22 protein-coding genes are annotated in these 25865 nt (G+C 69.6%); 3 read left to right on the top strand and 19 right to left on the bottom strand.

Annotation, left to right across the window (positions count from 1 at the left end; genetic code table 11):
• Positions 1–89: 89 nt before the first annotated feature.
• A complete protein-coding gene (locus ACWDR3_RS18445; protein ID WP_450353539.1) occupies positions 90–1244 on the bottom strand; it encodes a right-handed parallel beta-helix repeat-containing protein in 1155 nt (384 codons plus the stop codon).
• A gap of 201 nt (positions 1245–1445) precedes the next feature.
• Between ACWDR3_RS18445 and ACWDR3_RS18440 the strand changes: the two genes are divergently transcribed.
• Positions 1446–3650, top strand: coding sequence for a family 43 glycosylhydrolase (locus tag ACWDR3_RS18440; protein ID WP_450353538.1), 2205 nt, complete (start codon positions 1446–1448; stop codon positions 3648–3650).
• Between the two features lie 3 nt (positions 3651–3653).
• Here ACWDR3_RS18440 and ACWDR3_RS18435 read toward each other — a convergent pair whose 3' ends face one another.
• The 15 genes from ACWDR3_RS18435 to ACWDR3_RS18365 form a co-directional block, all read right to left on the bottom strand.
• Complete coding sequence (locus ACWDR3_RS18435) at positions 3654–4451, bottom strand: HAD family acid phosphatase (RefSeq protein ID WP_450353537.1); 798 nt, start codon at positions 4449–4451, stop codon at positions 3654–3656.
• Between the two features lie 90 nt (positions 4452–4541).
• The gene (locus ACWDR3_RS18430; RefSeq protein ID WP_450353536.1) at positions 4542–5654 is read right to left on the bottom strand and encodes a right-handed parallel beta-helix repeat-containing protein; all 1113 of its coding nucleotides are present in this window, start codon (positions 5652–5654) and stop codon (positions 4542–4544) included.
• 44 nt (positions 5655–5698) lie between these two features.
• The gene (locus ACWDR3_RS18425; RefSeq protein ID WP_450353535.1) at positions 5699–6787 is read right to left on the bottom strand and encodes a pectinesterase family protein; all 1089 of its coding nucleotides are present in this window, start codon (positions 6785–6787) and stop codon (positions 5699–5701) included.
• A 1-nt stretch (position 6788) separates the two neighbouring features.
• Positions 6789–7943 (bottom strand): pectinesterase family protein, encoded by a 1155-nt coding sequence (locus ACWDR3_RS18420; protein ID WP_450353534.1) that lies wholly within the window; start codon positions 7941–7943, stop codon positions 6789–6791.
• A gap of 176 nt (positions 7944–8119) precedes the next feature.
• A complete protein-coding gene (locus tag ACWDR3_RS18415; protein ID WP_450353533.1) occupies positions 8120–9436 on the bottom strand; it encodes a pectate lyase family protein in 1317 nt (438 codons plus the stop codon).
• A 17-nt stretch (positions 9437–9453) separates the two neighbouring features.
• Positions 9454–10224: a rhamnogalacturonan acetylesterase gene (locus ACWDR3_RS18410; protein WP_450353532.1), complete on the bottom strand. Its 771-nt coding sequence runs from the start codon at positions 10222–10224 to the stop codon at positions 9454–9456.
• A gap of 96 nt (positions 10225–10320) precedes the next feature.
• Positions 10321–11658 carry an ABC transporter substrate-binding protein gene (locus tag ACWDR3_RS18405; RefSeq protein ID WP_450353531.1) on the bottom strand — a complete coding sequence of 446 codons (1338 nt, stop codon included), beginning with the start codon at positions 11656–11658 and terminating at the stop codon, positions 10321–10323.
• A gap of 142 nt (positions 11659–11800) precedes the next feature.
• On the bottom strand, positions 11801–13309 hold the full coding sequence (locus ACWDR3_RS18400) for a family 43 glycosylhydrolase (RefSeq protein ID WP_450353530.1): 1509 nt from the start codon (positions 13307–13309) through the stop codon (positions 11801–11803).
• Positions 13310–13350: 41 nt separating this feature from the next.
• The gene (locus ACWDR3_RS18395; RefSeq protein WP_450353529.1) at positions 13351–14196 is read right to left on the bottom strand and encodes a DUF6807 domain-containing protein; all 846 of its coding nucleotides are present in this window, start codon (positions 14194–14196) and stop codon (positions 13351–13353) included.
• Complete coding sequence (locus ACWDR3_RS18390) at positions 14193–15347, bottom strand: Gfo/Idh/MocA family protein (RefSeq protein WP_450353528.1); 1155 nt, start codon at positions 15345–15347, stop codon at positions 14193–14195. The genes ACWDR3_RS18395 and ACWDR3_RS18390 overlap by 4 nt, the downstream gene beginning before the upstream one ends.
• Positions 15348–15396: 49 nt before the next feature.
• Positions 15397–16281 carry a carbohydrate ABC transporter permease gene (locus ACWDR3_RS18385; RefSeq protein WP_450353527.1) on the bottom strand — a complete coding sequence of 295 codons (885 nt, stop codon included), beginning with the start codon at positions 16279–16281 and terminating at the stop codon, positions 15397–15399.
• Entirely contained in the window at positions 16278–17213 is a 936-nt protein-coding gene (locus tag ACWDR3_RS18380; RefSeq protein WP_450353526.1) for a carbohydrate ABC transporter permease, read from the bottom strand. The genes ACWDR3_RS18385 and ACWDR3_RS18380 overlap by 4 nt, the downstream gene beginning before the upstream one ends.
• A 109-nt stretch (positions 17214–17322) precedes the next feature.
• A complete protein-coding gene (gene araD / locus ACWDR3_RS18375; RefSeq protein WP_450353525.1) occupies positions 17323–19053 on the bottom strand; it encodes an L-arabinonate dehydratase in 1731 nt (576 codons plus the stop codon).
• Entirely contained in the window at positions 19041–19949 is a 909-nt protein-coding gene (locus ACWDR3_RS18370) for a dihydrodipicolinate synthase family protein (protein WP_450353524.1), read from the bottom strand. Before ACWDR3_RS18370 ends, araD begins: the two co-directional genes overlap by 13 nt.
• Positions 19946–20614, bottom strand: coding sequence for a GntR family transcriptional regulator (locus ACWDR3_RS18365; protein WP_450353523.1), 669 nt, complete (start codon positions 20612–20614; stop codon positions 19946–19948). Before ACWDR3_RS18365 ends, ACWDR3_RS18370 begins: the two co-directional genes overlap by 4 nt.
• Before the next feature lie 162 nt (positions 20615–20776).
• Here ACWDR3_RS18365 and ACWDR3_RS18360 point away from each other — a divergent pair, with 162 nt between their 5' ends.
• Positions 20777–21436 (top strand): hypothetical protein, encoded by a 660-nt coding sequence (locus ACWDR3_RS18360; RefSeq protein ID WP_450353522.1) that lies wholly within the window; start codon positions 20777–20779, stop codon positions 21434–21436.
• A gap of 145 nt (positions 21437–21581) precedes the next feature.
• On the opposite strand, the gene ACWDR3_RS18355 is transcribed toward ACWDR3_RS18360, so the two are convergent.
• A complete protein-coding gene (locus ACWDR3_RS18355) occupies positions 21582–22169 on the bottom strand; it encodes a TIGR03086 family metal-binding protein (RefSeq protein ID WP_450353521.1) in 588 nt (195 codons plus the stop codon).
• 182 nt (positions 22170–22351) lie between these two features.
• On the opposite strand from ACWDR3_RS18355, the gene ACWDR3_RS18350 reads away from it, so the two are divergent.
• A complete protein-coding gene (locus ACWDR3_RS18350) occupies positions 22352–23587 on the top strand; it encodes an MFS transporter (protein ID WP_450353520.1) in 1236 nt (411 codons plus the stop codon).
• Between the two features lie 82 nt (positions 23588–23669).
• On the opposite strand, the gene ACWDR3_RS18345 is transcribed toward ACWDR3_RS18350, so the two are convergent.
• Both ACWDR3_RS18345 and ACWDR3_RS18340 read right to left on the bottom strand, forming a co-directional pair.
• Positions 23670–24836, bottom strand: a complete 1167-nt coding sequence (locus tag ACWDR3_RS18345; protein ID WP_450353519.1) for a hypothetical protein — start codon at positions 24834–24836, stop codon at positions 23670–23672.
• On the bottom strand, positions 24833–25774 hold the full coding sequence (locus tag ACWDR3_RS18340; protein ID WP_450353518.1) for a 5-dehydro-4-deoxyglucarate dehydratase: 942 nt from the start codon (positions 25772–25774) through the stop codon (positions 24833–24835). The genes ACWDR3_RS18345 and ACWDR3_RS18340 overlap by 4 nt, the downstream gene beginning before the upstream one ends.
• Between the last annotated feature and the right edge of the window lie 91 nt (positions 25775–25865).

Raw genomic sequence — 25865 nt, 5'->3', positions numbered from 1 at the left:
GGACCTGCTGACCTGAGCCCCCCTCGGTCAGCAGCAGAGTGCCCCGCCGGTGACGACCGGCGGGGCGCTCGACCTTTCGGGCCGCCCGGCTAGTCCATCGTCGAGCCGATCTCGGTGGAACCCGTCGTCAGGAACGTGGTCGAGGGCAGCGCGCCGCTCGCCTGCCGGGAGCCGTACGCGGTCGTCGCGTCCGTCGACTTGAAGGCGGGGGTCGTGACTCCGCCGTCCCAGTTGTTCGCCGCCGATACGGTGGCCGAACCCAGCTTGTCCGGGCCGCCCTTGTTGCCCACGGAGAGGTTGCGGGCCAGCCGTGCCTTGCCGGTGGCGAAGTAGAACCCGGCCTCGGTGTTGGCGTAGGCCGTGTTGCGGTTGAGCGCGATCGCCCCGGCGTTGGAGTTCTCGGTGAAGCCGTTGAGGGTGTTGTCCCAGGCCGCGTTGTCGTTGACGAGATGCGCGACCGAGACGCCTCCACCGCCCAGCTTGAAGCCGTTGCCGTTGCCCTCGAAGGCGGAGTCGCTCCACCGGTTCCTGCCGTTGCCGAAGGCCCAGGAGTGCTCGATGGTGACCGGCGAGGAGAACTGCCAGAGGTCGAGGCCGTCGTCCGAGTTGTTGTAGAGGCGCGCTCCGGTGACCTTGTTGCCGGTGCCCGAGCCGAACTTGATCGCGATGCCGTCCGCGTTCTGGCCGTGTCCGGCGGCGTCGTAGTTGCCGTAACTGTCCAGGTTCTGCACGAGATTGTCGACCGTGCCGTCGCCGCGCAGGGTGAACCCGGAGTCGCCGTTGTCCGCGGTGACGAGGTTCTTGAAGATCCCGCCGGTGGACGAGGTGACGACGAAGCCCTGGGCCGGGGAGTTCTGGAAGGTGAGGTTCTGGACGGTCCAGTGGCTGCCGTAGATCCCGGCGAGCCAGGAGCCGGCGGGCAGCTTGGACCCATCGATCTTCACCTTCTCGCCGCCGTACGCCTGGAGGGTGATGCGGTTCGAACTCGTCCCGCTCGCAGTGGACTTGAGGGTGGTCGTCGGGTAGTAGGTGCCGGCCCGCACCTGGATGACCGTGCCCGCGGCGGCGCTCGCGACGGCCGACTCCAGCTGGGCGGTGGTGGAGACCGTGACCGTCGTCGTGGCCGCCTGGGCGTCGCCGTTCGACAGCCCGAGGTAGACACCGCCGGCTCCGGCGGAGAGGGCCACCGCCGCCGCGATCGAGAGGGTGCTGGTCCTGCGGTGGCGTCCGGTGCTCTGCCGCACTGGCCGGTCCTTTCCTGGATGACGGGGAACGTGATCAAGTCGCCGCCGGACCGGGGGAGGTTGCCGCGCCTCACCGAAAGCAACCGAAACTTTCGCCGCCCCACTTCCCCCGTCTACCGATTGACGTGCTGTTTCCCACTGGTGACACTCCCAAGGCGCGCAACACCCAACAGAAACCCCCACACTCAGACAGGATTGCCGATGCGCCCCAGAGCCGTGGTCGTCGCCTGCCTCACCCTCCTGCTCGCCCTGTTCACCGCGCCGCCCGGCAGCGCCCACTCAGGAGCCCCGCCCGTGAACCACCCCAAGTACGCCGGCTATCTCTTCGCCTACTTCACCGGCGAGGGCACCGCCGACGGTGAACAGATCCGCTACGCCCTCAGCCGCGGCAACGACCCTCTGCACTGGCGCGAGTTGAACCAGGGCAAGCCGGTCCTGACCTCGACGATCGGCGAGAAGGGCCTGCGCGACCCGTTCGTGATCCGCTCCCCCAAGGGCGACAAGTTCTTTCTGATCGCCACCGATCTGCGCATGTACCAGAGCAGCAGCGGCAGTTGGGACGACGTCCAGCGGCACGGCAGCAAGTCGATCATGATCTGGGAGTCCACCGACCTGGTCCACTGGACCGACCAGCGCCTGGTGAAGGTCGCCCCGGACAGCGCGGGCAACACCTGGGCGCCGGAGGCCTATTGGGACGACTCGCTTAGCGAGTACGTCGTCTTCTGGGCGTCGAAGCTGTACGCCGACGACGACCCCGGGCACACGGGATCGACGTACAACAAGATGCTCTACGCGACCACGAAGGACTTCCGCACCTTCAGCGAGCCGAAGGTCTGGGACGACCCCGGGTACTCGGTGATCGACTCGACCGTCGTGAAGTACAAGGACACCTACTACCGCTACACCAAGGACGAGCGCGACCCGTCCTCCAGCTCGCCCTGCTCGAAGTTCATCACCGGCGAGAAGTCGACGAGCCTGACCTCGACCTCGTACGACTTCGTCGCCGACTGCATCGGCAGCGGTGCGATCGACCGCGGCGAAGGTCCGACGGTCTTCAAGTCCAACACCGAGAAGAAGTGGTACCTGTTCATCGACGAGTACGGCGGTCGCGGGTACGTCCCCTTCGAGACCACCGACCTCGACTCCGGCGACTGGACACCGTCCGCCGACTACCAACTGCCCGCAAGTCCCCGGCACGGCACGGTACTTCCGGTGACGCAGAAGGAGTACGACCGGCTGCTCGCCGCCTACCCGAGCACGCCGACGTCGATCGTGGACGCGACGGCCAAGGGGCAGAAGGGGTACGCCGTCGTCACCGAGAGCGCCTCGAAGGTCGTGCTGCCGATGCGGCCGGGCACCGAACTCGCCCGTCTCGCCCCGGAGTTCGCCGTGGGCGAGGGCGCGCGGATCAGCCCCGGCTCGGGCGCCCGGCGCGACTTCCGCAAGCCTCAGCGGTACACGGTGACGGCCGCCGACGGCACGAGGCGGGTCTGGACGGTGGAGGCGGTACCGACCCGAAGTCCGTCGCTGCCGGGCTTCACCGCCGACCCGGACGTGCACTATCTGGACGGCCAGTACTGGATCTACCCGACGACGGACGGCAACCAGGGCTGGAGCAGCACGAGTTTGAAGGCGTACTCGTCACGGGACCTGGTCCACTGGAAGGACCACGGGGTCATCCTCGACCTGGGCCCGGACGTGTCCTGGGCGGACAAGTACGCGTGGGCGCCGGCGATCGCCGAGCGCGACGGGAAGTACTACTTCTACTTCTGCGCCGAGCAGCAGATCGGGGTCGCGGTCGCCGACTCACCGGCGGGCCCGTTCAAGGACGCGCTGGGCAAACCCCTTGTGGCAAAAGGCGGTTCGCTGAGCGGCCAGATGATCGACCCGGCCGTCTTCACGGACGACGACGGGACGTCGTATCTGTACTGGGGCAACGGCCACGGGTACGTGGTCCCGCTGAACGCCGACATGACGTCGTACGACCCGGCGAAGGTGAAGGACATCACCCCGGACAACTTCCGCGAGGGTTCCTTCGTGATCAAGCGCGAGGGCACGTACTACTTCATGTGGTCCGAGGACGACACCCGCAGCGAGAACTACCACGTGGCCTACGCGACGGGACCGTCCCCACTCGGCCCGTGGACCAAGCGCGGGACGATCCTGTCGAAGCGGCCCGAGTACGGCATCCTCGGCACCGGTCACCACTCGGTGGTGAACACCCCCGGCACCGACGACTGGTACATCGTCTACCACCGGTTCGGCCTCAACGGGCCGGGGAAGGCGGGCGGCGACGGGATGCACCGGGAGACCACGATCGACCGCATGACGTTCGCGGCCGACGGGTCCATCGAACCGGTGGTGCCGACCCTGGAGTCGGTGAGGCCGGTGCGATCCGTCAAGTGACCCTCAGCTGACGAAGTACGTCGGGTTCGGGATCTTGTACGTCCTGTCGGCGTAGCCGCCGTCGAGGTCCGAGTACTGGTCGCCGAAGTTGGCGACGATCTCGTACCCGAGGTCCTTCTCGATGTGCTTGCGGGTGCCGGACTTGTACTGCACGGTGGTGCAGGTCCAGGCGCCCGGCGTGGCGCAACCGCTCAGGTACGAGGGCGGGTTGGCCGCGTCCTTGAGGAACATGTGACCGGCGTCGAGGTTCACATCGGCGCCGATCTTCTTCAGGTTGTCGACGGCCGCGGTGCGCTGCGCCTCGCTCAGACCCGAGTTGTAGAAGACCTCGACGCCCTTGGACTTCGCGTACGTCACCAGCTCGGCGCTGCCGAAGACGCCCGGGCGGTCGGCCTTGTTGACGTAGGCGGCCCAAGTGGCGGAGTTGTACGTGTAGTTGTACCGCTTCTCGTAGTCGAGGCTGAGCAGCAGCGTGTCGTCGATGTCGAAGACGACCGCGGGCTTCTCGCCCTTGTGGTGCGCCTTGCGGGCGGCCTGGTCGATGTACTTCTTCGCGGCCGAGTCGATCCGCGCCAGATCCTTGGCGTACGGGCTGGTCGCGGACGCCTGGTAGACACCGTTGGCGTCGGCCGCCGTGCCGTAGTAGGTGTCGATGTCCTTCACCAGGAGCCCGATGTTGTAGGGCTCGTGGGTGGAGTTGGCCGTGGACTGGCCGGCCGTGGCGGCACCGGCTCCGTAGAGGCCGGCACCGGCGAGGGCACAGGCGGCGGCGATCGCCGCGAGACGCAGTGGCTTATGCATGAAAGGTAGTTCTACGCGCGTCACCCTGGCGGGCGCGAGACCCGTCCGGTAAAAAACGGGTCAAGCGCCCGGGGCGGCCGGGGCGGTGACTCAGTTCATGGTCGCGCCGATGGTCGTACTGCCTGTGGTGAGAAAGGTCGTAGCAGGCAGGGTGCCGCTCGAACTGCGGGCGTTGTACGTACTCGACGCGTCCGTCGAGATGAACGACGGCGTGCCGATCCCACTGTCCCAGTTGTTGCCGGCCGAGGTGACCGAGGAACCCTTGCTCACCGCGCCGCCGCCGTTGCTCACGGCGAGGTTCTTGCCGAGCTTGGCGGCGCTGGTGGCGAAGTAGTAGCCCCACTTGCTGTTGGCGTACGCGGTCGTCCGGTTGATGACGAGCGCGCCGGTGTTGGAGTTCTCGGTGAAGCCGTTGCCGGCGTTGCCCCAGGCCGCCGAGTTGTTGACGACGTGCGCGACGACCTCGCCGTCGCCGCCCAGCTTGTAGCCGTTGCCGTCACCGGCGAAGGCGGAGTCGGACCAGCGGTTGTAGCCGTTGCCGAAGGACCAGGTGTGCTCGACGGTGACCGGGGTGGAGAAGGACCAGAAGTCGATCCCGTCGTCCGAGTTGTTGTAGAGACGGGCCCCGGTGACCAGGTTCCCGCTCCCGGACCCGAACTTGATGGCGACACCGTCCGCGTTCTCGCCGTGGGTGGCGGCGTCGTAATTGCCGTACGAATCAAGGTTCTTGACGGTGTTGTTCACGGTCCCGTCGCCGGTGAGCGTGAAGCCGGAGTCGCCGCCGTTGATGGTCTTGACGTTGTTCCAGTTGGTGCCGGTGCAGGACTGGCAGACGACCGCGCTGTCCGGGGAGTTCTGGAAGGTGAGGTTGGAGACGTTCCAGTAGTCGGCGGTCAGCTTGAAGATCCAGCTGCCGGCGGCGAGCGAGGACCCGTCGATCTTCACGCTCTCCGAGCCGTACGCGGTGAGCGTGACGGGCGCGGACGACGTGCCATTCGTCGTCGACTGGAGGGTGGCCGTCGGGTAGTACGTGCCGCCGCGCACCTGAATGACCGTACCGGCGGTGGCACTTGAGATGGCGCTGGTCAGCTCGGCGGTCGTGTCGACGACGACCGTGGCGGCGCGGGCCTGGGTGGGGAGGACGGCGAGCCCGGCGCCGACGGCGAGGGCCGTGCCGAGGGCGAGAGCGGTACGACGAGACATAGGAGTGCGGTCCTTTCGTCGTTCTGTCGCGGATGAGGGGGACTTCAGAGACGCCAGTCACCGAGGTAGGCCGCGGGGGTGTGCAACCTGGCCTCGGTGCGGGTGAGTTGGGGCCGGTTCTCGGGAACGGTGATCGTCGAGCCCGGCCCGGTGTTGCGGTACTCGTGGAAGCGCATCGACTGCCACGGGTAGGCGTCGCGCATGTTGATGTACGGGGCCACGGCGTCGATGCCGGGCCCGATCCGGGTGTCCCGGACGACGAGCGACGGCCAAGCGGTCGTCTCGTACGACGGCACCCAGGGCCGCGCCAGCTTGTACGCGGCGTCCTCCGCACCGGAGGTGATCCGGGAGCGGACGGCGAGGATGCCGTACGGGTTGGCCCGGGCGGTGGAGGGGGCGAAGACCATGCCCTTGGGGGTGAAGGTCACGTCCCGTTGGAGGGTGTGGAAATGACACTCCTCGAACACGGCCGTCGCCCGCCCGAAGACGAAGTCGACATCGCCCTCGATGTAACACCGGTGGAAGTACTGCCGGTCGAAGACGTCCAGCGCGCTCGTGTCGACGAAGAGGGTGTCCTGGTGGGCCAGCAGCCGGACGTTCTCGAAGCGCGTGCGGTCGCCGTAGGTGTAGGCGGCCACGGCCTGCGTCCCGGTGATCTCGGGATGGTCGGCCCGCAGCCAGTCGTTCGCGATCGTCAGGTCCCGGACGGTCAGCCCGGGCGCGGCCGAGGTGAAGGTGGCGGAGCCGGCCGTGCCGTACGTCGTGCCGTCTGGCTTCTGCGTGCCGTTGGCGTGGTCGAAGACGATGACGATGTCGCGGGGATCGCCGGTGGCACCTCGCAGGGTCAACTCCCCTTTGTCCGCCGTGATGTTCACGACCTCGCGATACGTCCCCGGATGCACGACGATCATCCGGCCGGGCCCGTCCACCGCGTCCACGGCCGCCTGCACGGAGTCGCCAGGGCGGACGTGCAGGACCCGGCGGGCGGAGTTCGCGAAGGCGGACGTGGGAGCGGAGGTAGGGGCGGGAGCGCGGACCGGGGCGGCGAGCGCGTGGCCGGTGCTGGCACCCACCCCCGCGCCGATCCCCACCACCCCACCGGCGATGCCCGTCAACAGACTGCGTCGGCGCATCTCAGCAGCCCTCCAACCACGGCGTCCAGTCGCCCAGATAGGCCTCGCGGGTCGCCGACGCGGCCTCGGCGGGGGCGAGTTGGGGCCGGTTCGCGGGGACGGTGATCCGGGCGCCGGGGCCGGTGTTGCGGTACTCGGCGAACCGCTGGCTCTGCCATGGGTAGGCGTCCGCCATGTTGGCGTAGGGCGCGACCGCGTCGATGCCGGGGCCGAGGTGGGTGTCCCGGACGGTGAGCATCGGACGGGCCGTGATGTCGGAGCTGGGCACCCAGGGGCGGGCCAACTTGTAGGCGGCGGAGGGGGCTTCACTGCTGACCCGCCCGCCCGTCACCAGGTAACCGCGCGGGTTGGCGACCGCCGTGGAGGGCGCGAAGACGAAGCCGTACGGGGTCGAGGCGAGGTCGGTCCGGTTCAGGGTCCGGAAGTGGCAGTCCTCGTAGACCGCGGTGGCCCGCCCGAAGACGAAGTCGACGTCACCCTCGACGTAGCAGTGCGCGTAGTACTGGCGGGCGAAGGTGCCGAGCGCGAGCGTGTCGGCGTAAAGGGTGTCCTGGTGGCCGAGGAAGCGGCAGTGGGTGAACGAACTCCGGTCGCCCTGCGCCTTGATGGCGACGGCCTGGGTCGCGGTGATCTCGGGGTGGTCGGCGCGCAGCCAGTCGTTGGCGAAGGTGATCCAGCGGGCGGTGAACCCGTCGGCCTGGACGGTCGTGGTGGCCGAGCCGGTGGTCCCGTAGGTGCCGCCGCCCGGCTTGGCGGTGCCAGCCGCGTTGTCGTGGACGATCACGACGTCCCGGGGGTTCTCGGAGGCGCCGAGCCAGGTGGCTTCGGTGCGGGTGGCGTCGACGGCGACCGTCTCCCGGTAGGTGCCGGGGGCGATGACGAGGGTCCGGCCGCTGCCGGTCGCGGCGGTGACGGCGGCCTGGACGGTGGTGTGGTCGCCACGGCCGAACGGGTCGACGTACAGGGTGCCCGGGGTGAGGCGGCGGTCGGGGGAACCGTACCGGCCGAAGGGGCGGGGTCGGCCGGTGACCGCGTGCGCGGGGACGGCGGCGAGGCCGGCTGCGATGCCGACGGCGCCGACACCGACACCGACACCGACACCGACACCGACGATGAACCGCCTTCTGGATAGCAGGCGTTGGTGATGCGAGGGCATGCGGGTGCTCCTTCGCGGTACTGAGTGATGTTGAGGGGTGCTGAGCCATGTCTGGGTTGAGCGGTGCTGAGCCGTGTCTTGGAGCGACCGGGGCGGAACAGCACGCCGCCCCGGTCGACGGCCGTACGGAGGACCCGTACAGAGGACCCGTACGGAGGACCCGTACAGAGGGCCGATCAGCCCAGGCGCCCCGAACCGGCACCGCAGTCGACGATGCGCGGGACGGCCCTAGCCGAGTCGACCTTGGTCCGCAGCGTCGGCGTCCAACCCGCCCCGGACTCAAGGGTCTCGGCGGGAATCTCGGCGTTGTGTACGGCGATCAGATCGGTCTCCACGCCGTTGACGTAATTGTCGTCGGCGGTGAGCGGCGAGACGTTCCACCGCTTGAGGATCTTGCCCGCGCCGACCCCTTCGGCCAGCGTGAACGCGTTGTGCTCGGCGACGAGTTGGGACTCCTTGCCGATGCCGAAGCTGTAGGAGTAGCCGTCGTTGGCGACGAAGTGGTTGTTGTAGGAGTCCACTTGGCCGAACCGGACGCGGGGCGCACGCTCGACGAGGTTCGAGAACAGGTTGTGATGGAAGGTGACCTTGAGATGCCCTCGGTCACCGACGGCCGTCGACTCGCTGTCGCTGTTGCCGACGAGGATCGTCTTGTCGTGGTCCTCGAAGACGTTCCAGGAGGCGGTGACGTAGTCGGCGCCCCTGACGACGTCGAGTTCACCGTCGTGCTGTTCGTAGATGCGGCCGTAGTAGGACGGCAGGGTGCTGTCCGGGTGGTCGCCGTCGGTGAAGGTGTTGTGGTCCATCCACACATGCGTCGAGCCGTAGATCACCGCGCTGTCGTACTCGGAGTTCCAGTTGCCGTCGGCGGTGTCGGTCGGGTCCCACTGCGGGAAGCAGTCGAGGGGGCTCTCGAAGCTGAGGTTGCGGACGATGACGTTGTCGACACCCTTGATCTGGAGGCTGGCACCGCTGAAACCGGCGTTCCTGCCGATGCCGACGATGGTGGTGTTGGCCGGCACGGACGCCTTGATATAGGCATCTTGGTTGGCGGCGGAGGCACGGCGCAGACCCTCGGGAGTGCCGTCGGCCTCACCGTCCAGGTTCTTGCCATGCCCCCAGACGGCGGGATCGTACGTCGCCAGATAGCCGGCGAAGTCATACCCCGCCACCTCGAACGAGGCACAACTCGGCCCGTCGGCATCGATGACGCCCTTCACCTTGATGATCTTCGGCGCGCTGCCACCGGCGGCGAGCGCGGCCTTGAAGCCGTCCCAGTCGCGGACGGTGTAGACGTGCGCGGCATCGGCGGCGGCGCCACCGGTGGTGCCGGTGCCCGCGGCGCCCCAGCCGTCGTTCGCGGGCAGCACCTGCCGGTCGAGGGCGGGCCGGTGGGCGGCCTGGGCCGTACCGGTCCCGGTGACGGCGAGCACGAGGGCCGTGCAGCCCACAGTCGCGATCATGACGCGTGCATGACATCTCAGTACGTGCATGGTGCGGGTCTCCTCAGCTATGCGGGTGGCCAGGTGATCCAGGAAGCGGGGATGTCCTCGTCCAACCGGACGACATCGCGCCGGCCCAACATCCGGGCACGCACCAACTCCCGCGCCACGAGCCGCGCCACGGCGATGGCCCCCGGCGGATTGAAGTGCGTGTTGTCCTGCTCGGTGTCGGTCCAGTTGAAGTAGGCCTTGGTCGCCTCGACCCCGAGCGCCTGCCAGAGCGCGAGCGACAGCGCCTGGATATCGAGCAAGGCGACGCGTTCATCTACGGCGAGCGCACGCATCGCGGCCGGGTACTCCCCGTGGGTCGGCAGAGCATTCCCGCCGACATCGAACCGCCGCCGCTCGACGGGAGTGACGAGGACGGGCCGGGCGCCTTTCGCACGGGCGCCCGAGATGTAGAGCCGCAGATAGTCCTGATACGTGGACCACGGCTCGGTATAGCGGGTGGGATCGTCACTCTTCTCGTCGTTGTGCGCGAACTGGACGAGCAGGAGATCCCCCGGCCGAATCACCGAGAGAATCACATCAAGCCGACCCTCATCGACAAAACTCTTCGAACTACGCCCGTTCACGGCGTGATTGGCGACCGCCACGTTCTTCCAGAGAAAGAACGGTAGGGCCATCCCCCACCCGGTCTCAGGCGCGGCGTCAGCGAATTTCTGAGCAGCGGTGGAATCACCGGCGATATAGAGAGTCCGCCCCCGCTCCGGCCGCCGCCCGACGAGAGGAACGGCACCAAGAGCGGCAACGCCAAGCCGCCTACGGCTGACTACCAAGACCGTCCACCTTCCCAACCTCTAGGGGCGCGGGGAACTGCGCGACCAGCCACAACGGACCCGCAACCCCCCACGAAACCGAAACCACCCACACCCTCAGTGGTTCTTCTTCCAATCAACCTGCGCCGCGTTCAACTGCTCGGCCAACGTGTCCAGAAATTCCTTCGCCGTCATCTTCCCGAGCAACACCTTCTGATAGTTCGGCTCGTTGTCGGCCTTGGAGATCGTGTTCCAGTCCGGCAGGTAGTACGGCAACTGCACAATCTTCGTGCCGTTGCCGTTCAACGCCTCCGCCGCCAGCTTCGTGGGCTCCGCCGACTGGATCCACGCGTCCTGCGCGGCCTCCGTATTGGCCGGTATCTGCCCCGCCGACTCGTTGAACTTGGAGTTCTCCTCGTGCGAGAGGGCGAACTCGACGAACTTCCAGGAAGCCGCCTTGTTCTTGCTGGACTTGAACACGCTCAGCCCGTCGACGGGGTTGGAGATCTGTACCCGACTGCCGTCGTCCTGCGTCGGGTTGGGCAGCCCGCGGAACTTGTCCGCGCCCAGTGCCTTCAAGTGGTCCTGGTACGAACCGAGGTTGTGGCTCAGCATCCCGATCGTGCCGCTGTCCCACTGCGCGACCATCTTGGTGAAGTCGTTGTTGACGTCGGCGGACGGAGTGTCCTTCTTGTACAGCGCGACGTACTTCTCCAACGCGGCAACGTTCTTTGGGTCGTTGACCGTCGTCTTGTCACCGTTCCAGAACGACGTGATCCCGCTCTGGCCGTACGCCGCGTCCAGGGCCGGCGCGATGGAGCCCTCGCCGCCGCGAATGGTGAACCCGAACTCGTTCTTGCCCTTGTCCGTGAGCTTGTCGGCGGCCGCGTAGAAGTTCGACCAGGTCGTCGGCGCCTCCAGCCCGGCGGTCTTGAACAGGTCCGTCCGGTACCAGAGCGTGCCGTTGTTGGACGAGGTCGGGATCTGGTACAGCTTGTCGCCGCCGCCCGCGGCCCGGCTGCCGTCCACCAGGTTCTGGCTCAGCTTGCCCTTCAGCGGGCTCTTCGCCAGCCGGCTGTCCAGCGGCTCCAACGCGCCCTGCACCGCGACCTCGGCGAGCATCGCGGTGCCCACCCCGCCGACATCGGGCAGGCCGCCGCCCTGGATGGCGGTGTCGTACTTGGACTGGGCGCTGGCCGCCGGGATCCCGACGTATTTGACCTTGATGTCCGGGTTCTTCTTCTCGAAGTCGGCGATGATCTCCTTCCAGATGTCGGTGCGGACACCGCCGTTGTTGTCCCAGAAGGTGATCTCGCCCTTGCCGGACCCCTCGCCGCCCTTGTCCCCCGCGCTCCCGCTGCCGTCGTCACCGCAGGCGGTGGCGGTCAGCGCGAGCACGGAACCCAGGGCGACGGCGAGGGCGAGGCGCCTGCTTCTGCGGATGCTGAACTTCATCGGTCGGCTCTCTTCTTCTGGATCCAACGGGGACTTGCGGGTACGGGGGGCGGCAGGCAACGGAGTGAGTAAGCGCTTGCCATGCAGGTGCTGCGTCATTGCGGCTCCCAACAGGACTACGAGGGCGGCGAGTTACGAGGAGTTACAAGGAGTCGATGCCGAAGTGCGCGAAGGTTGCCGCACCGGCGTGGCCGCCACCGGTGGGCGCGAGGGCGAAGAGCCCCAACAGGGCGCCGGTCCAGCGCCAGGGGGTGGCGGCGAAGACGGGCCCCGAAGGTCGCGGGCCATCTCCGATGTCGTAGAAGAACCGGCAGCGCGCGCCCGCACCGATCTCGATCCGCATCCGGACGTGTCCCTCCGGCGCGAGCCGTGGGTGGGCCGCGTCCCGTTCCCGTTCGGCGACCTCCTCGGCGAACCGGTGCACGAGGTGGACCGCCCCGTCCTCGCCCCGCTGGAGCCCGATCCAGCCGAACGCGTCACCCAGCACCGCGAGTCCGGCTCGCGCGCCCAATTCCTCGCTGTGCAGGCGCAGTTCGACCTCGACGGCGGACGGTGTGCCGGGCAACCGCTGGGTCAGCAGGTTCGGCAACTTGCGCAGGTCGTGCGCGTCGGCCGTACGCACGCAGGCCAGCCGCAGGCCATCGCCGGAGTGCTGAGTGGCCCACCCGGGCTGCGGGTTGGCGGTCCACTGCCACTGCCGGCCGAAGCGACCGCCGGGGAAGTCGTCGTCGGTGGCGGGTGCGGTGGGTGGTTGATGTGGGAGATCGGGGCGCTGGTGTACGGCGACGGGTGCACCATCGTTCCCCACCACTGGCCAGCCGTCCTCACTCCACCGCATCGGCTGGAGGTGCACGATCCGGCCGTAGGCGCCCCGCTGTTGGAAGTGCAGGAACCAGTCCTCGCCGGACGGCGTGCGTACCCAGGCGCCCTGGTGCGGGCCGTTGGTCTCGGTGTCCCGCTGCTCCAGGACGACCTTCGCCTCGTACGGTCCGAAGAAGTCGCGGGCGCGCAGGGCGCCTTGCCAGCCGGTCTCCACTCCCCCTGCGGGGGCCAGGATCCAGTACCAGCCGTCGTGGCGGTGGAGCTTGGGGCCTTCGAGGGTGAACCAGCCGGGGATCCGGTCGCCGTCGACGATCACCTTTCCCTCGTCGAGGAGTTCGGTGCCGTCGGGGTGCATACGGTGGCCGGTGAGGCGGTTCTTGATGCCCGCGCGGGACTTGGCCCAGGCGTGCACCAGGTACGCCTCGCCGGTCTCCTCGTCCCACAGCGGGCAGGGGTCGATGAGTCCGCGGCCCGCCTTCAGGAGGTGGGGTCGACTCCAAGGGCCCCTGATCTCGGGGGCGTTGATCTGGAAGATGCCGTGGTCGGGGTCGCCCCAGAAGATCCAGAAGCGGTCCTCGTGATGCCGGAGGGAGGGCGCCCAGACCCCGCCGTCCGGCCGGGGTGTCCTGAACTCCCCTGCCGGTTGCAGGCGTTCGAGGGCGTGGCCGATCAGCGTCCAGTTGACGAGGTCGCGCGAGTGCAGCAGCGGGAGTCCGGGGACGCGGCCGAAGCTGGAGGCGGTGAGGTAGAAGTCGTCGCCGACACGGATGACATCGGGGTCGGACCAGTCGGCGTTCAGGACGGGGTTGGTGTACGTCTCAGAAGCCATCGGCTCCGAGGTCATTGGCTCCGGGGTAATCGGCTCCGGGGTCATTGACTCACCGCCTTGCGGACCAGCGCGGCGGCGTCGGCACGGTCCGGGCGGCCGTCGGCGACGACGGTGACGACCCGGCGTACGACGGTCTCGCCGGGTGGGACCGGCAGCCGCTCGGTGGGCGCCAACGACGAGCCGACGCCCGGGTATTCGGCGGTACGGACGAACCACGGGTCCCGGCGGGTCTGCTCGGTGGCGCCGGCGAAGATCAGTGTCCAGCCCGCCCCGGCGAGGGCGAGCCAGTCGGCGCGGGTGCCGTGGACCTCCGGCTCGCCCTCGCGGTCGGCGGTGAAGACGTCGGGGGCGGTGGGCTCCTTGCGGGCCCGCCAGAAGAAGCCGCCGTAGGCCGCGCCGGGGCGGCCGTTGGTGGCGGGGCTGCCGATCGAGAGCGGGCCCGGGGTGACGTTGGTGAGGGAGAAGGTGAAGTCCAACGCCCAGGCGGAGTCGGTGAGTTCGACGGCGGCGACGGTACGGCGCTCGCGCAGTAACTCGACTCCCTCGGCGATCCAGCGCAGTTCCTCGATGAAACCGTCGGGGTCGCGGAGCTGGAAGGAGGCGTGGCGCTGGGCGCCGTGGTCGGCGAGCTCGGTCGGGCCGCGGTCGCGGACGTAGGTGCGGCCGCCCCAGAAGTTGTGCCCCTCGACGTCGGGAACGGCGACACCGACGCCGAGGTGGTGGAGGTGGTCGGCGGGGCTCAGTTCGGTGACCGCCGTGCCGGCCAGGGTGGTGACGGGGTGCAGATGGGGGCGCGGGGAGAGACCGCCCGGCAGTTCGGGCCGGGTGACGTAGCGGCCGACCGGGCGGCCCGCGACGCGCAGGACCAGAGTGTCGTCGGTCGTCATGTGCTCACCTCTTTCGGTGGCGCCCAGGAGGCGCCCAACTCGGAGTAGAGGGCGAGGGAGTCGGCCGAGGCGGCGACCAGGCCATCGATGCCGCGCACCACCCGGCGCTCCTCGTCGGGCCGGAAGTACCAGGCGTCGCCGGGCAGTTGGGCCGGGTCGTCGGCCAGTCGAATCGCTTCAACGACCTTCATGAAGGCGCCCGTCGCATCCGGTTCGACCAGCAGGGCGGCGCCGGTGGTGAGGTGCTCGACCAGGTTCTCCAACAGGTCGGTGCTGCCGTACTCGCTCTCCTGCGGACCGTGGTCCGCCCGCTGCACCAGCACCCGGTCGAGCTTGTACCAGTAGGTGATCCGACCGCCGCTGCCGTGCACCACGACGTACGGCTCCCCCGACTCCTCGGCGCACAGCGTGGCGGCGACGGTGACCGGGCCGTGCGCGGTGTGCACGCGGACGCACGACGTGTCGTCGGACTCGATGTCGTTGGCGCGCAGCAGCTCGGTCTCGATGCCGGTGACGTCCTCGGCGCGGGTGGTGCCGAGCAGGGCGAGCCCGGTGGCGACGGCGTGCGCGAGCGGGTTGGTGAGCACGCCGTCCACGACGTCGACGCCGTTCAGGCGCCGCTTCCCGGCCCAGGGCGCGCGCCGGTAGTACGACTCCGCGCGCGCCCAGGCGCCGGCCCCGCCGACGCCCTCGACCTCCCCGATCGCGCCCTCGGCGAGCAGCTTCCGGATCGCGGGCACGGCGTGCGAGCCCAGCGACTGGAAGCCGATCTGGCAGGCCACGCCAGCCGCGGCGACCCCGTCTGCCATCCGTCGGAACTCGGCGTACGAGGGCGCGGGCGGCTTCTCCAGCAGCAGGTGCACGCCCCGCTCGGCGGCGATCAGGGCCAGGTCGGTGTGGGTCGGGATCGGCGTGCAGATCACGGCGACGCGGGCACCGGTGGAGTCGAGCAGGGCCCCGAAGTCGGCGGACTGGGCGGGCAGTTCGCCACCGAACCCACCCCCGAGCTCCTCCTCGGTCAGCGGCGTCAGCTCACAGATCCCGACGAGTCGTACGAGCCCCTTGTCCTGGAGCCTGCGGATGTTCTCGACGTGCCAGCGGCCGTGGCCGCGCGCACCCGCGAGAACGACGGGAACGGGGATGCTGTTCATGGGATTCTCCCTGCGCTGTCGATCTTTGTGTGCAGGGTAGGTCGTCGGCTCATCCCTTCACCGCCCCCGCGCTGAAGCCGGTGATCAGCCACTTCTGGATGAAGGCGAACACGAGCACGACGGGTACGGCCGCGATGATGCCGCCCGCGGCGAGCGCGCCGAGGTCGACGCTGTCCGCGCTCATCAGGGTGTTGAGGCCGACCGGGATGGTCTGCTTGCCCTGGTCGGAGAGGAACATCAGGGCGAACAGGAAGTGGTTCCAGGCGTGCACGAAGGCGAAGGAGCCGACGGCGATCAACCCGGGCCGCAGCAGCGGGAGTACGACGATCCGGAAGGCAGTGAAGCGGTTGCAGCCGTCGACCCAGGCGGCCTCCTCCAGGGAGTAGGGCACGTTCCGGATGAAGCCGCTGATGAGGATCATCGACAGCGGCAGCTGGAAGACGGTCTCGGCGATGACCACGCTGGACAGCGAGTTGATCATCCGCAGGTTGGCGAAGATCTCGAAGAGCGGGACCAACAGCAGTGCGCCCGGCACGAACTGGGTGCACAGCAGCGCGAGCATGAAGGTCCGCTTGATCCGGAAGTCGAACCGGGCGAGGGCGTAGCCCCCGGCCAGCGCGACCAGGGTCGTCATCACCAGCGTGGAGACGCCGACCAGCACGCTGTTCTGGAAGTAGGTGCCGAACGCCCGCTCGTTCCAGACCTTTTCGAAGTGCTCGAAGGTCATCGGCCAGGGCACGAGCGAGGTCGAGCCGGCCGGGCGCAGGGCGAAGAGGAGGATCCAGTAGAAGGGGATCAGGGTGAAGACCAGGTAGATCGACAGGGGGACGTAGATCTGCCAGCGGGGTGCCTCGTCCCAGGCGCGGCGCCTGCCGCGCGTTCCGGTGGGCGGGGGCTCGACGCGCTCGGGAGCGGGTGCGATCTCGGTGATCACTTCTGGCCACCTCCGAACTTGCTCAGCCGCAGATAGACGATCGAGCAGAAGAGCAGGATCACGAACGCGACCGTGGTCAGAGCCGAGGCGTAGCCGAAGTTGTGGGCGTCCACGCTGGTGTTGGCGATGTAGAGCGGCAGGGTCGTGGTCTCGCCGGCCGGTCCGCCGCCGGTGAGGGTGTAGAGCAGGTCGACGTTGTTGAACTCCCACACCGCGCGCAGCAGCGTCGACAGCACGATGGCGTCCTTGAGGTGCGGCAGCGTGATGTGCCAGAACTGCTGGAGGCGGCGCGCCCCGTCGACCTCGGCGGCCTCGTACAGGTCCTTCGAGACGGACTGGAGGTCGGCGAGGATGAGGATCGCGAAGAAGGGGACTCCGCGCCACAGGTCGGCAACTATGGCCGCGGGAAAGACCGTTGAGGTGTCCGAGAGCCAACTCGTGCCGTAGGAGCCGATGCCCAGATCCGCGAGGTAACGGGTCACGCCCGTCTGGGAGTTGTAGAGCAGCACCCAGATCGCGGAGGTCAGTACGCCGGAGACGGCCCACGGGGAGAAGACGAGCGCGCGGCCGACGGCCCGTCCGACGAAGGTCTGGTTGACGATCAGCGCGAGCGCCAGGCCGAAGAGCAGTTGCAGGCCCACCTCGACGATCACCCATTTGGCGCTGAAGGTCAGGGTGTCCCAGAACTGCGGGTCGTCGGTGAAGGCGTGCACGAAGTTGTCGAAGCCCGCGTAGCCGTTGCGCCACGGCTTGGTGGGGTTGTAGTTCTGCAGGCTGTAGTAGAAGACGCTGATCACCGGGTAGGCGATGAAGCCCAGCATCAGCAGCGCGGCCGGGGCGATCAGCAGGTAGGGCAGCCTGCGGGGCGTGGCGGAGGCACGGCGTCGCCGGGGTGGCGCGGGCGGTTTCGCCACGGCTGCGGCATGGGCCATGACTGTTCTCCGTTCCAGTGGGGCGGGTGCAGCAAGTGCGGGTGTGGTTCAGGTGCAGGAAGCGCTTGCTCGACGGGCATGCGAAGCGGGCGTGCGGGAGGTGTGGTGCTCAACCGGCGTACGGGTCCGGCACTTTGCCCGGCCGGGCCAGGAACTCGAAGTCGCAGCCGGTGTCGGCCTGGGTGATCTGTTCGTTGTAGAGCGCGCCGTAACCGCGCTCGTACCGTGCGGGCGGCGGTGTCCACTCCGCCCTGCGCCGCGCCAACTCCTCGTCGTCCACGTTGAGTTGGAGGGTGCGTCCCTCGACGTCCAGCGTGATGGTGTCCCCGGTGCGGACCAGGGCCAGCGGTCCGCCGACGTACGACTCGGGCGCCACGTGCAGCACGCAGGCGCCGTAACTCGTGCCGCTCATACGGGCGTCGGAGATCCGGACCATGTCCCGCACCCCCTGCTTGAGGAGGTGGTCGGGGATCGGCAGCATGCCGTACTCGGGCATGCCGGGGCCGCCCCTGGGGCCGGAGCCGCGCAGCACGAGCACGCTGTCGGCGGTGATGCCCAACTCCGGGTCGTTGATGGTGCTTTGCAGGGTGCGGTAGTCGTCGAAGACCACCGCGGAGCCGGTGTGCTTGAGCAGGTGCGGTTCGGCGGCGATGTGCTTGATGACGGCGCCGTCCGGGCAGAGGTTGCCGCGCAGCACGGCCACCCCACCCTCGTGCGCGACCGGGTTGTCGCGCGGCCGGATGACATCGTCGTTGTGGACCTGGGCGCCTTCCAACTGCTCGCGCAGGGTGTCGTAAGAGACCGTCGGCCGGTCCAGGTGGAGCAGGTCCGGGATGCGGGAGAGGAAGCCGGGCAGGCCGCCGGCGAAGTGGAAGTCCTCCATGAGGTACGTCTGTCCGCCCGGCCGCACGTTCGCCAGGACCGGGACCGTGCGGGCGACCCGGTCGAAGTCGTCGAGGGTGAGTCGGACACCGGACCGGCCGGCCATGGCGATCAGGTGGATCACGGCGTTGGTGGAGCCGCCGAGACCGAGGACTGTGGTGACCGCGTCCTCGAAGGCTTCCTGGGTGAGGATCGACGAGAGCAGTCGCCCCTGGTGGACCTGTTCGACGATCCTCATGCCCGAGGACGCGGCCATCCGGTCGTGCCCCGAGTCCACGGCGGGAATGCTCGACGCGCCCGGCACGGTCACGCCCAGCACCTCCGCGGCCGCGGTCAGCGTGGACGCCGTACCCATCGTCATGCAGTGCCCGGGCGAGCGCGCCAGGCCGCTCTCCAGTTCGGTCAGCTCGCAGTCGCCGATGAGGCCTGCGCGCTTGTCGTCCCAGTACTTCCACATGTCGGTGCCGGAACCGAGCACCTCGCCCCGCCAGTGACCCGGCAGCATGGGACCGGCCGGCACGAAGACGGTCGGCAGGTCGACGCTCGCGGCGCCCATGAGCAGCGCGGGGGTCGTCTTGTCGCAGCCGCCCATCAGGACCGCCCCGTCGACGGGATACGACCGCAGCAACTCCTCGGTCTCCATCGCGAGGAGGTTGCGGTAGAGCATCGGGGTCGGCTTCTGGAAGGTCTCGCTGAGCGTGGCGACCGGGAATTCGAGCGGGAACCCGCCCGCCTGCCACACGCCCCGCTTGACCGCCTGGGCGCGATCACGGAGGTGCACATGACAGGGATTGATGTCCGACCAGGTGTTGAGGATCGCGATCACGGGCTTGCCGAGGTGTTCCTCGGGGAGGTAGCCGAGCTGGCGGGTGCGGGCCCGGTGGCTGAAGGAACGCAGCCCGTCGGTGCCGTACCACTGATGGCTTCTGAGCTCTTCCGGTGACTTCACATGGACCACCCGGCGGCTATCTCGGCGACCTCGGCGCGCTCGCTCTCCGGCAGGGGCCTGCTCGGCGGCCGTACGTCACGGCGGCAGAGGCCGAGGGACGCAAGCGCTTCCTTGACGATCGTGACGTTGTTGGCGGAGCCGTTCGCCGCACGTAGTTCCTCGAACCGGCGGATCTGCTCCCACACCTTCATCGCCCCTGGGTAGTCCCCTGATCGAAGCGCTTCGATCATGTTCAGCGAAACGGCCGGGGCGACGTTCACGAGTCCTGAGGTGAAGCCGGTGGCGCCCGCCGAGAAGTAGGAGGGCGCGTACGGTTCGGCCAACCCGGCCACCCACACGAAGCGTTCGAGTCCCGCGTCCCGGGCGAAGGCGGCGAAGCGGGCGGCGTCCGGGACGGCGTACTTGACGCCGATGACGTTCGGGCAGTCGTCGGCGAGTTCGGCGAGGCGGGCGCCGGGCAGTTGGGCGTTGCGGATGTACGGGACGACGCCCAGGTCGGGCACGGCCTCGGCGATGGCGCGGTGGTAGTCGACCCAGCCGTCCTGCGAGACGTACGGGTGGACGGGCTGATGGACCATCACCATCTGGGCGCCGTGGTCCTGGGCGTGCCGTGCGGAGGCGATGGCGGTGGGCACGTCGTGGCCGACGCCGACGAGGATCGCGGCCCGCGCGCCCGCCTCGTCGATGGTCAACTCCGTGACGAGGCGCCGCTCTTGGGGTGTCAGGGCGTAGAACTCGCCGGTGTTCCCATTGGGCGTGAGGATGCGGACCCCGCCGTCGAGCAGGCGGCGCAGCAGGGCCCGGTGGGCGTCCTGGTCGACGCCGCCGTCCTCGGCGAAGGGGGTCACCGGGATCGCCACGACATCGGCGAGGGCCGCCCGTTGGGTCTCGTAGGCCGCTGTCATGCCCGCCCGCCCTCTCCCTGGGACTCCGACTCCGCGTCGGGGAAGGCCCGTTGCACGAACGACTCGATGTGGGCGTGCAGCGCGGTCGCCGCGCCGTCCGCGTCTCCGTCGAGGGCGAGCCGCAGGATCTCCCGGTGCTCGCCGGCCTCCCGCTCCCAGGAGGGCGAGGCGGCCCAGGCGACGGCGGAGACGAGGGCGGCCTGGTCGCGGACCTCGTCGAGCATCCGGCCCAGCAGCGGGTTGCCGCACGGCAGGTACAGGGCGCGGTGGAACTCCCGGTTGGCGAGGGAGCGTTCGGCCGTGTCGGTGGCGTCGTCGGCCTTGGTGAGGGCGTCGCGTGCGGCGGCCAGCGAGGCCCCGCGGAGCACCGACCGCTTCAGTGCCTCGGGTTCGAGCAGCAGCCGTACGTCGTAGACCTCGCGCGCCATGTCCGCGTCCACCATGCGCACCGTGACGCCCTTGTACTGGTTCATCACGACGAGCCCGGTACCGGCCAGGGTCTTGAGCGCCTCGCGCACCGGGGTCTTGGACACCCCGAACTGTGCGGCGAGTTCGGTCTCCACCAGCGGCTGACCAGGGGTCAACTGCCCGGTGAGGATGCGGTGTTTGATCGCGTCCAGCACGAACTGCGTACGGGACGGGATCGGCATGGGCACAGAGGTCATGCGCGCCTCTCGGATCTCACATATCGCGTCTCATATATGACGTACGAAGTACGACGCGTTGAAGCTAGGAGCGGCCGCATGTTTCGTCAATGCTTCGGACAAAGGAAGTTGGGATCGCCGGGCTACGCTGCCGCGACCACGTCTCGGAGGGGGAGAGCGGGAATGACCTTCGCACCGTTGCCCGGCCGGCCGCACGGCCACCTTGCGACGTTCCATCCGCAACTGGCGGAACTGGCCCGGCTGGCCGATGTCGAACTCCCCGTTCCGATGTCCTACGAGCGGGAGTGGGGCAGGCAGGCGCGGACCGCCCTCCGCAACGCCCTGCGCGCAGCGGAGACCTTGCCGGAGCAGCTCTTCGACCCGCTGATACGCACCGCGGTCCTCGACCCCGACCCCAGCCACAACCGGATGTTCGTCGAACCCGCCATCGTGGCGTTCGGCCGTCGGCGGGTGCTGACGGCGCTGATCGCGTACTTGCGGACGGGAACGAACCCGGAGCGAGCCGGTGCGGCCCTCGCGTGGTACTGGGCGTGGGCACCGGTGAGGCGCCACGCCGGGCAGGAGACCGTACCGGCGGCCGAGCTCCGTGCAGACCCCGACGCCCTGGCCGACCTCAGCGCCGAGTGGCGCGAGGCCGCACTGCGCGAGTTCACCGCGAACGAGGACCTCGACGTGCGCCGCTGCATTCTCCCCCTGCTCTCGCTCGTCCCCGCCCGCTATCCGGCCGACCTGCACGACCTGGTGGCCGAGGCGGTCCACATCGCGCGCACGCACCCCGACGAATATCTGCGCCACCGAGTGGAGATCCAGGTCAGGGACTAGGGCCTGTCCGGCGACCCCGCAGAATCACCGGATCCGGCCGACGTGCCCTCGTCCGCCGTCAGCGCGTCCGGTCGCGCCCGCACCGCCCGTCGGTGTCGCCGTACGTCCAACGGCCGTGACCATGAATCCGGTTGAGCCCCGCGGCTCAGCGCTCCCACCCCGGGTCCCGCCCGCTCAGCCCCACCGCGCGGTCCAGCAGGGACGCGTCCGCCGGAACCGGGACCACCGGTCCGAAGATGCCGCCGCCCCTGCTCGGGTCCTCGGCGGCGGCGAGCAGGAACTCGTGCGCGACCCTGAGCGCGGCCGGGTCGGGCTCGTACGGCTGGCCGGTGGCGCGGGCCAAGTCCCAGCCGTGGATGACCAGTTCGTCGACGGCGACGGCACCGGCGATCTCGCCCGGCAGGTCCAGGCCGCCCGCGCGGGTCATGCCGGTCCACGCGGCCGGGTCGCGCCAGGCGTCGGCGAGTTCGTCCAGCGCCTTGGGCAACTCCTCGCGCCAGCCGGGCCCGATGTCCGGCACGGCGTCGTTCGGGTTGGTGTCGGTCGTGGCGCCCAGTTCCTTGCGGCCCGCGTCGCGGAAGGCGACGGACAGTCCGGCGAGGTGTCCCAGGATGTTCCGCACGGCGCTCTCCGGACAGGGCGTCCGGTCCGCCAGCTGTCCGTCGCTGACACCCTCGGCGAGCCGCGCGATCACGCGGGCCTGAGGGCCGAGGTCGAGGGGTTGGTCGGTCATGGACTGCTCCTCACGGTTCACGGGGCGATCCACGCGTGGCTCTCGTCGCGCGCTGCGCGGATCCCTTCGTGAGGGTGGACCGTCCCCGCCCCCGAAACTCATCGCACCCCACGCCACCACTCCCGCGGATAGGGCACTTGCCCGATCCCGCCCCCGGCCCCTTAGACCCACGATGGCCAGGCATGACGACATCGAGATGGACGGTGACACGGGTCCTGCGCGACCGCGCCGCGAGGCTGTATCTGGCCGGGGTCGTGGTCTCCGGGTTCGGCACCTCAGCGCTCTGGCTGGTGTCAGGTGTGTGGGTCAAGGAACTGACCGGCTCGGACGGACTGGCCGCGCTCTGCCTGGTCGCGATGTGGCTGCCCACCCTCGCCGGCCCCCTGCTCGGCACGCTCGCGGACCGCACCCGCCGCAAACCCCTGCTGCTCGCCGCGAACCTCCTCCTGGCCGCCCTCCTGCCCGCCCTCTTCGCCGTCGACTCCCCAGGCCGCCTGTGGCTGCTCTACACGGTCCTGTTCGTGTACGGCGCCACGGGCGTCGTCCATGACGCGGCCAAGTCGGCACTCGTCGCCGCCGCGGTCCCGCCGTCCCTGCTCGGCGACTTCAACGGGCTGCGCATGACGGCGAACGAGGGCATGAAGCTGGTCGCGCCACTGGCCGGCGCGGGCCTGTTCGCGGTGTACGGCGGCCCTGCCGTCGCCCTCCTCGACGCGCTCACGTTCGTCCTGGCCGCGGGCGTGTACGCACTCGTGCCGGTCCGCGAGGAGAAGCCCAGCCGCCCGACCACCGACTGGCGCACCCGCACCGCCGAGGGCGCCCGCCATCTCTGGACGCACCCCCGGCTGCGCCCCCTGGTCCTGGCGGGCGGCGCCACGATGTTCTGCGCGGGCCTCGGCGGATCACTCCTCTACGCCGTCATCGACGACCTGGGCCGGCCGCCCTCCTACGCCGGTGTCCTGTACGCCGTCCAGGGCGCCGGCTCGGTCGTCGTGGGGGTGGCCGGGGGACAGCTCATGCGTCGGCTCGGCGAGCGTCGGTTCGCGGTGGCCGGCATCGCCCTCACGGGGCTCGCGGTGGCGGCCCGGGCGGTCCCGGCCGACGCGGTGGTCCTCGCGAGCAGCGCGGCGAGCGGGGTGGGGCTGCCCTGCGTGCTGATCGCCGCGCTGACCCGCGTACAGCGAGAGACACCGGACGCCCTGCTGGGCCGTACGGCCGCGACCGCCAACACCCTGATGTTCACGCCGAACGTGATCGGGCTTGCGCTGGGCGCGGCCCTGGTCGAAGTGACCGACCACCGGCTGGTGTTGGCGATCCTGGGCGTGACGCTGCTGACGACGGCCGGCTGTCTGGCACGCAGCCGCCGCACGCCGAAGACGCCGCTTCCAGGTCACCGTCCGACGTCGACAGCCGCCTGACTCACAACCTGCCGAGCACCGACCGCACCGCCTCCAGAGACGCCGCTTCCAGGTCACCGTCCGACGTCGACAGCCGCCTGACTCACGACCCGCCGAGCACCGACCGCACCGCCTCCAGGTCACCGTCCGATCCCAACCCGGCGTGGTACAGCCGCAGTTCCGTCGCCCCCAGCTCACGCGCGCGTGCCGCGTCCGCGGCCAGCGTCCCCGGGCTGCCGCCCATGCCCGACACGACGGTGAAGTTCGCGGCGATCACCGCGCCCTCGCGGCCCTGCTCGGCGAACGGGGTCAGCAGGCCCGTGCCGCCCGCGCAGGGCACGACCACGCCGTCGGCGACGGTCAGGATGTGCGCGGGGTCGACGCCGACGTTCGCGCCGACGTGGTACGTCACCGGGTCGGCGTGCAGCAGGACCTGGAAGCCGTCGGGGGCAGCGGCGCGGACCGCCTCGACCGCCGACTCCTGGAGCGTGCGGGCCCGTTCGTCACGCCACGCGCGCGTGGCCGTCGCCTTCTCCTCGCCGAGCAGCTTCTCGACGCCCGCCCAGCCACCGTCGTCCGGCGCGCCCCGCCACAGCGGCTCCAGCGACTCCCGTACGGCCGCCGCCAGTTCGTCGGCGTCCAGGCCGCCCTGGGTGCCGTATCCCTCCCGGCAGGTCGGGCAGAAGCAGAGCGACATCAGGTACTGGCCGGCGTCGCCGAGGCCGACCCCGGCGGTCTTGTCGTGGGCGTGCAGGTGCTGGAGGCCGTACCAGCCCAGGGACTCCAGTTCGGTGCCGTGCGCGCCGGGGCGGACCGCCGCCTCTGCGGCCAGGTCGACGAGGTACGCGCGCGTGGCGGGCTGGGCGATGCAGGGGGCCCACGGGTAGCGGTCGCCGTAGGCGTTGACGACCGAGGTGTCCGGATGTTCCGCGCCCAGGCGGGAGTTGTGCGCGAGGACGACCCAGGTGTGCACCTCAAGGCCGGCGTCCGCGAGGGCGGCCGCGGCCTCGCCGTACGCGTCCCCGGGGGCCCAGTCGCCTGCCGGGTACGGCCGCAACTCCCGTCCCTGCCAACGGCTGTCCGTCGGGTAGAGCACGGCCGCGTGCTCGGCGGTGACGATGCGGTGGCGCGGGTGGCGGGGCGTCAACGCGCGCGTGGAGTGGTACGCGGAGGCCAGTGTCGCCTGCCGTACCCCGAGCCCGGCGATGAACTCGGCTGCCTCCGGGTCCCCGTTGACGTCCCAGGGGTAGACGAACGCCGACGCCTTCACATGTCCTCCTCGACGAGTGCGTACCCGCGCTCGATCAGCTGGGCGAGCTGCTTCACATGGTCCTCCGCCGGTTCGTGCAGCGGCGGCCGGACCTCCCCCACGTCGAGCCCGCGCATCCGTACCCCAGCCTTGACCAGCGAGACGGCGTAACCGCGGCCCTGGGCGCGCAGTTCGACGAAGGGGCGGTAGAAGCCGTCCAGGAGACGGTTCACGGTGGTGTCGTCACCCGAGGCGAGGGCCTGGTGGAAGGCGAGGGCGATCTCGGGGACGAAGCAGAAGACGGCGGAGGAGTAGAGCGTGATGCCGATGCCCCGGTAGGCGAGCTGGGTCAGTTCGGCGGTCGGCAGACCGTTGAAGTAGAGGAAGTCGCCGGGGACTTCGGTGCGTACGGTGCTCACGATCCGCTGCATGAGGTCGAGGTCGCCGAGCCCGTCCTTGAAGCCGATGATCCCGTCCGTGCGGGCGAGTTCGACCACCGAGGCCGGGGTGAACACGGCGTTGTCGCGCTGGTAGACGATCACCGGCAGCTCGGTCGCGGCGGCCACCTCCCGGTAGTGCCGCAGCAGCCCCTCCTGCCCGGCGACCACGAGGTAGGGCGGCATGGCGAGCAGTCCGTCGGCCCCGGCCGCGGCCGCGAGACGCGCGTAGCGGACCGCGAGCGCGGTGCCGTAGCCGGCGCCCGCGACGACCGGCACGCGCCCGTCCGTGGCCTCGACGGCGGCCCGTACGCAGGCCTCGAACTCCTCGGGTGTCAGCGCGTGGAACTCGCCGGTGCCGCAGCAGGCGAACACGGCCGCGGCCCCCGCCTCCACTCCGCGCCGCACATGCGCGCGGTACACGTCGAGGTCGACCGAGCCGTCCGGTCCGTAGGCGGTGACGGGGAAGAACAGCGGCCCGCTGGGGATGCTGAGTCGAGCGGCGAGAGGGGCTGGCGTCACGGGCTCTCCCTGATGCAGGCGCGTACGTTCTTCTGATCGATGTCTACATCCCTGAACATCGTCACACTATGGAGCCTGCTCCGGACCGGTC

This window comes from Streptomyces sp. NPDC001002, from assembly GCF_053599215.1.
The sequence above is the reverse complement of the archived record's forward strand: the minus strand, read 5'-3'. Positions and strand labels throughout refer to the sequence as shown.

Excerpts from the sequence above, each read along its gene's own strand:
- ACWDR3_RS18440 (WP_450353538.1), top strand. The coding sequence starts at position 1,446 with ATGCGCCCCAGAGCCGTGGTCGTCGCCTGCCTCACCCTCCTGCTCGCC.
- ACWDR3_RS18435 (WP_450353537.1), bottom strand. The coding sequence starts at position 4,451 with ATGCATAAGCCACTGCGTCTCGCGGCGATCGCCGCCGCCTGTGCCCTC.
- ACWDR3_RS18430 (WP_450353536.1), bottom strand. The coding sequence starts at position 5,654 with ATGTCTCGTCGTACCGCTCTCGCCCTCGGCACGGCCCTCGCCGTCGGC.
- ACWDR3_RS18425 (WP_450353535.1), bottom strand. The coding sequence starts at position 6,787 with ATGCGCCGACGCAGTCTGTTGACGGGCATCGCCGGTGGGGTGGTGGGG.
- ACWDR3_RS18420 (WP_450353534.1), bottom strand. The coding sequence starts at position 7,943 with ATGCCCTCGCATCACCAACGCCTGCTATCCAGAAGGCGGTTCATCGTC.
- ACWDR3_RS18415 (WP_450353533.1), bottom strand. The coding sequence starts at position 9,436 with ATGCACGTACTGAGATGTCATGCACGCGTCATGATCGCGACTGTGGGC.
- ACWDR3_RS18405 (WP_450353531.1), bottom strand. The coding sequence starts at position 11,658 with ATGAAGTTCAGCATCCGCAGAAGCAGGCGCCTCGCCCTCGCCGTCGCC.
- ACWDR3_RS18400 (WP_450353530.1), bottom strand. The coding sequence starts at position 13,309 with ATGGCTTCTGAGACGTACACCAACCCCGTCCTGAACGCCGACTGGTCC.
- ACWDR3_RS18395 (WP_450353529.1), bottom strand. The coding sequence starts at position 14,196 with ATGACGACCGACGACACTCTGGTCCTGCGCGTCGCGGGCCGCCCGGTC.
- ACWDR3_RS18390 (WP_450353528.1), bottom strand. The coding sequence starts at position 15,347 with ATGAACAGCATCCCCGTTCCCGTCGTTCTCGCGGGTGCGCGCGGCCAC.
- ACWDR3_RS18380 (WP_450353526.1), bottom strand. The coding sequence starts at position 17,213 with ATGGCCCATGCCGCAGCCGTGGCGAAACCGCCCGCGCCACCCCGGCGA.
- ACWDR3_RS18370 (WP_450353524.1), bottom strand. The coding sequence starts at position 19,949 with ATGACAGCGGCCTACGAGACCCAACGGGCGGCCCTCGCCGATGTCGTG.
- ACWDR3_RS18365 (WP_450353523.1), bottom strand. The coding sequence starts at position 20,614 with ATGACCTCTGTGCCCATGCCGATCCCGTCCCGTACGCAGTTCGTGCTG.
- ACWDR3_RS18360 (WP_450353522.1), top strand. The coding sequence starts at position 20,777 with ATGACCTTCGCACCGTTGCCCGGCCGGCCGCACGGCCACCTTGCGACG.
- ACWDR3_RS18355 (WP_450353521.1), bottom strand. The coding sequence starts at position 22,169 with ATGACCGACCAACCCCTCGACCTCGGCCCTCAGGCCCGCGTGATCGCG.
- ACWDR3_RS18350 (WP_450353520.1), top strand. The coding sequence starts at position 22,352 with ATGACGACATCGAGATGGACGGTGACACGGGTCCTGCGCGACCGCGCC.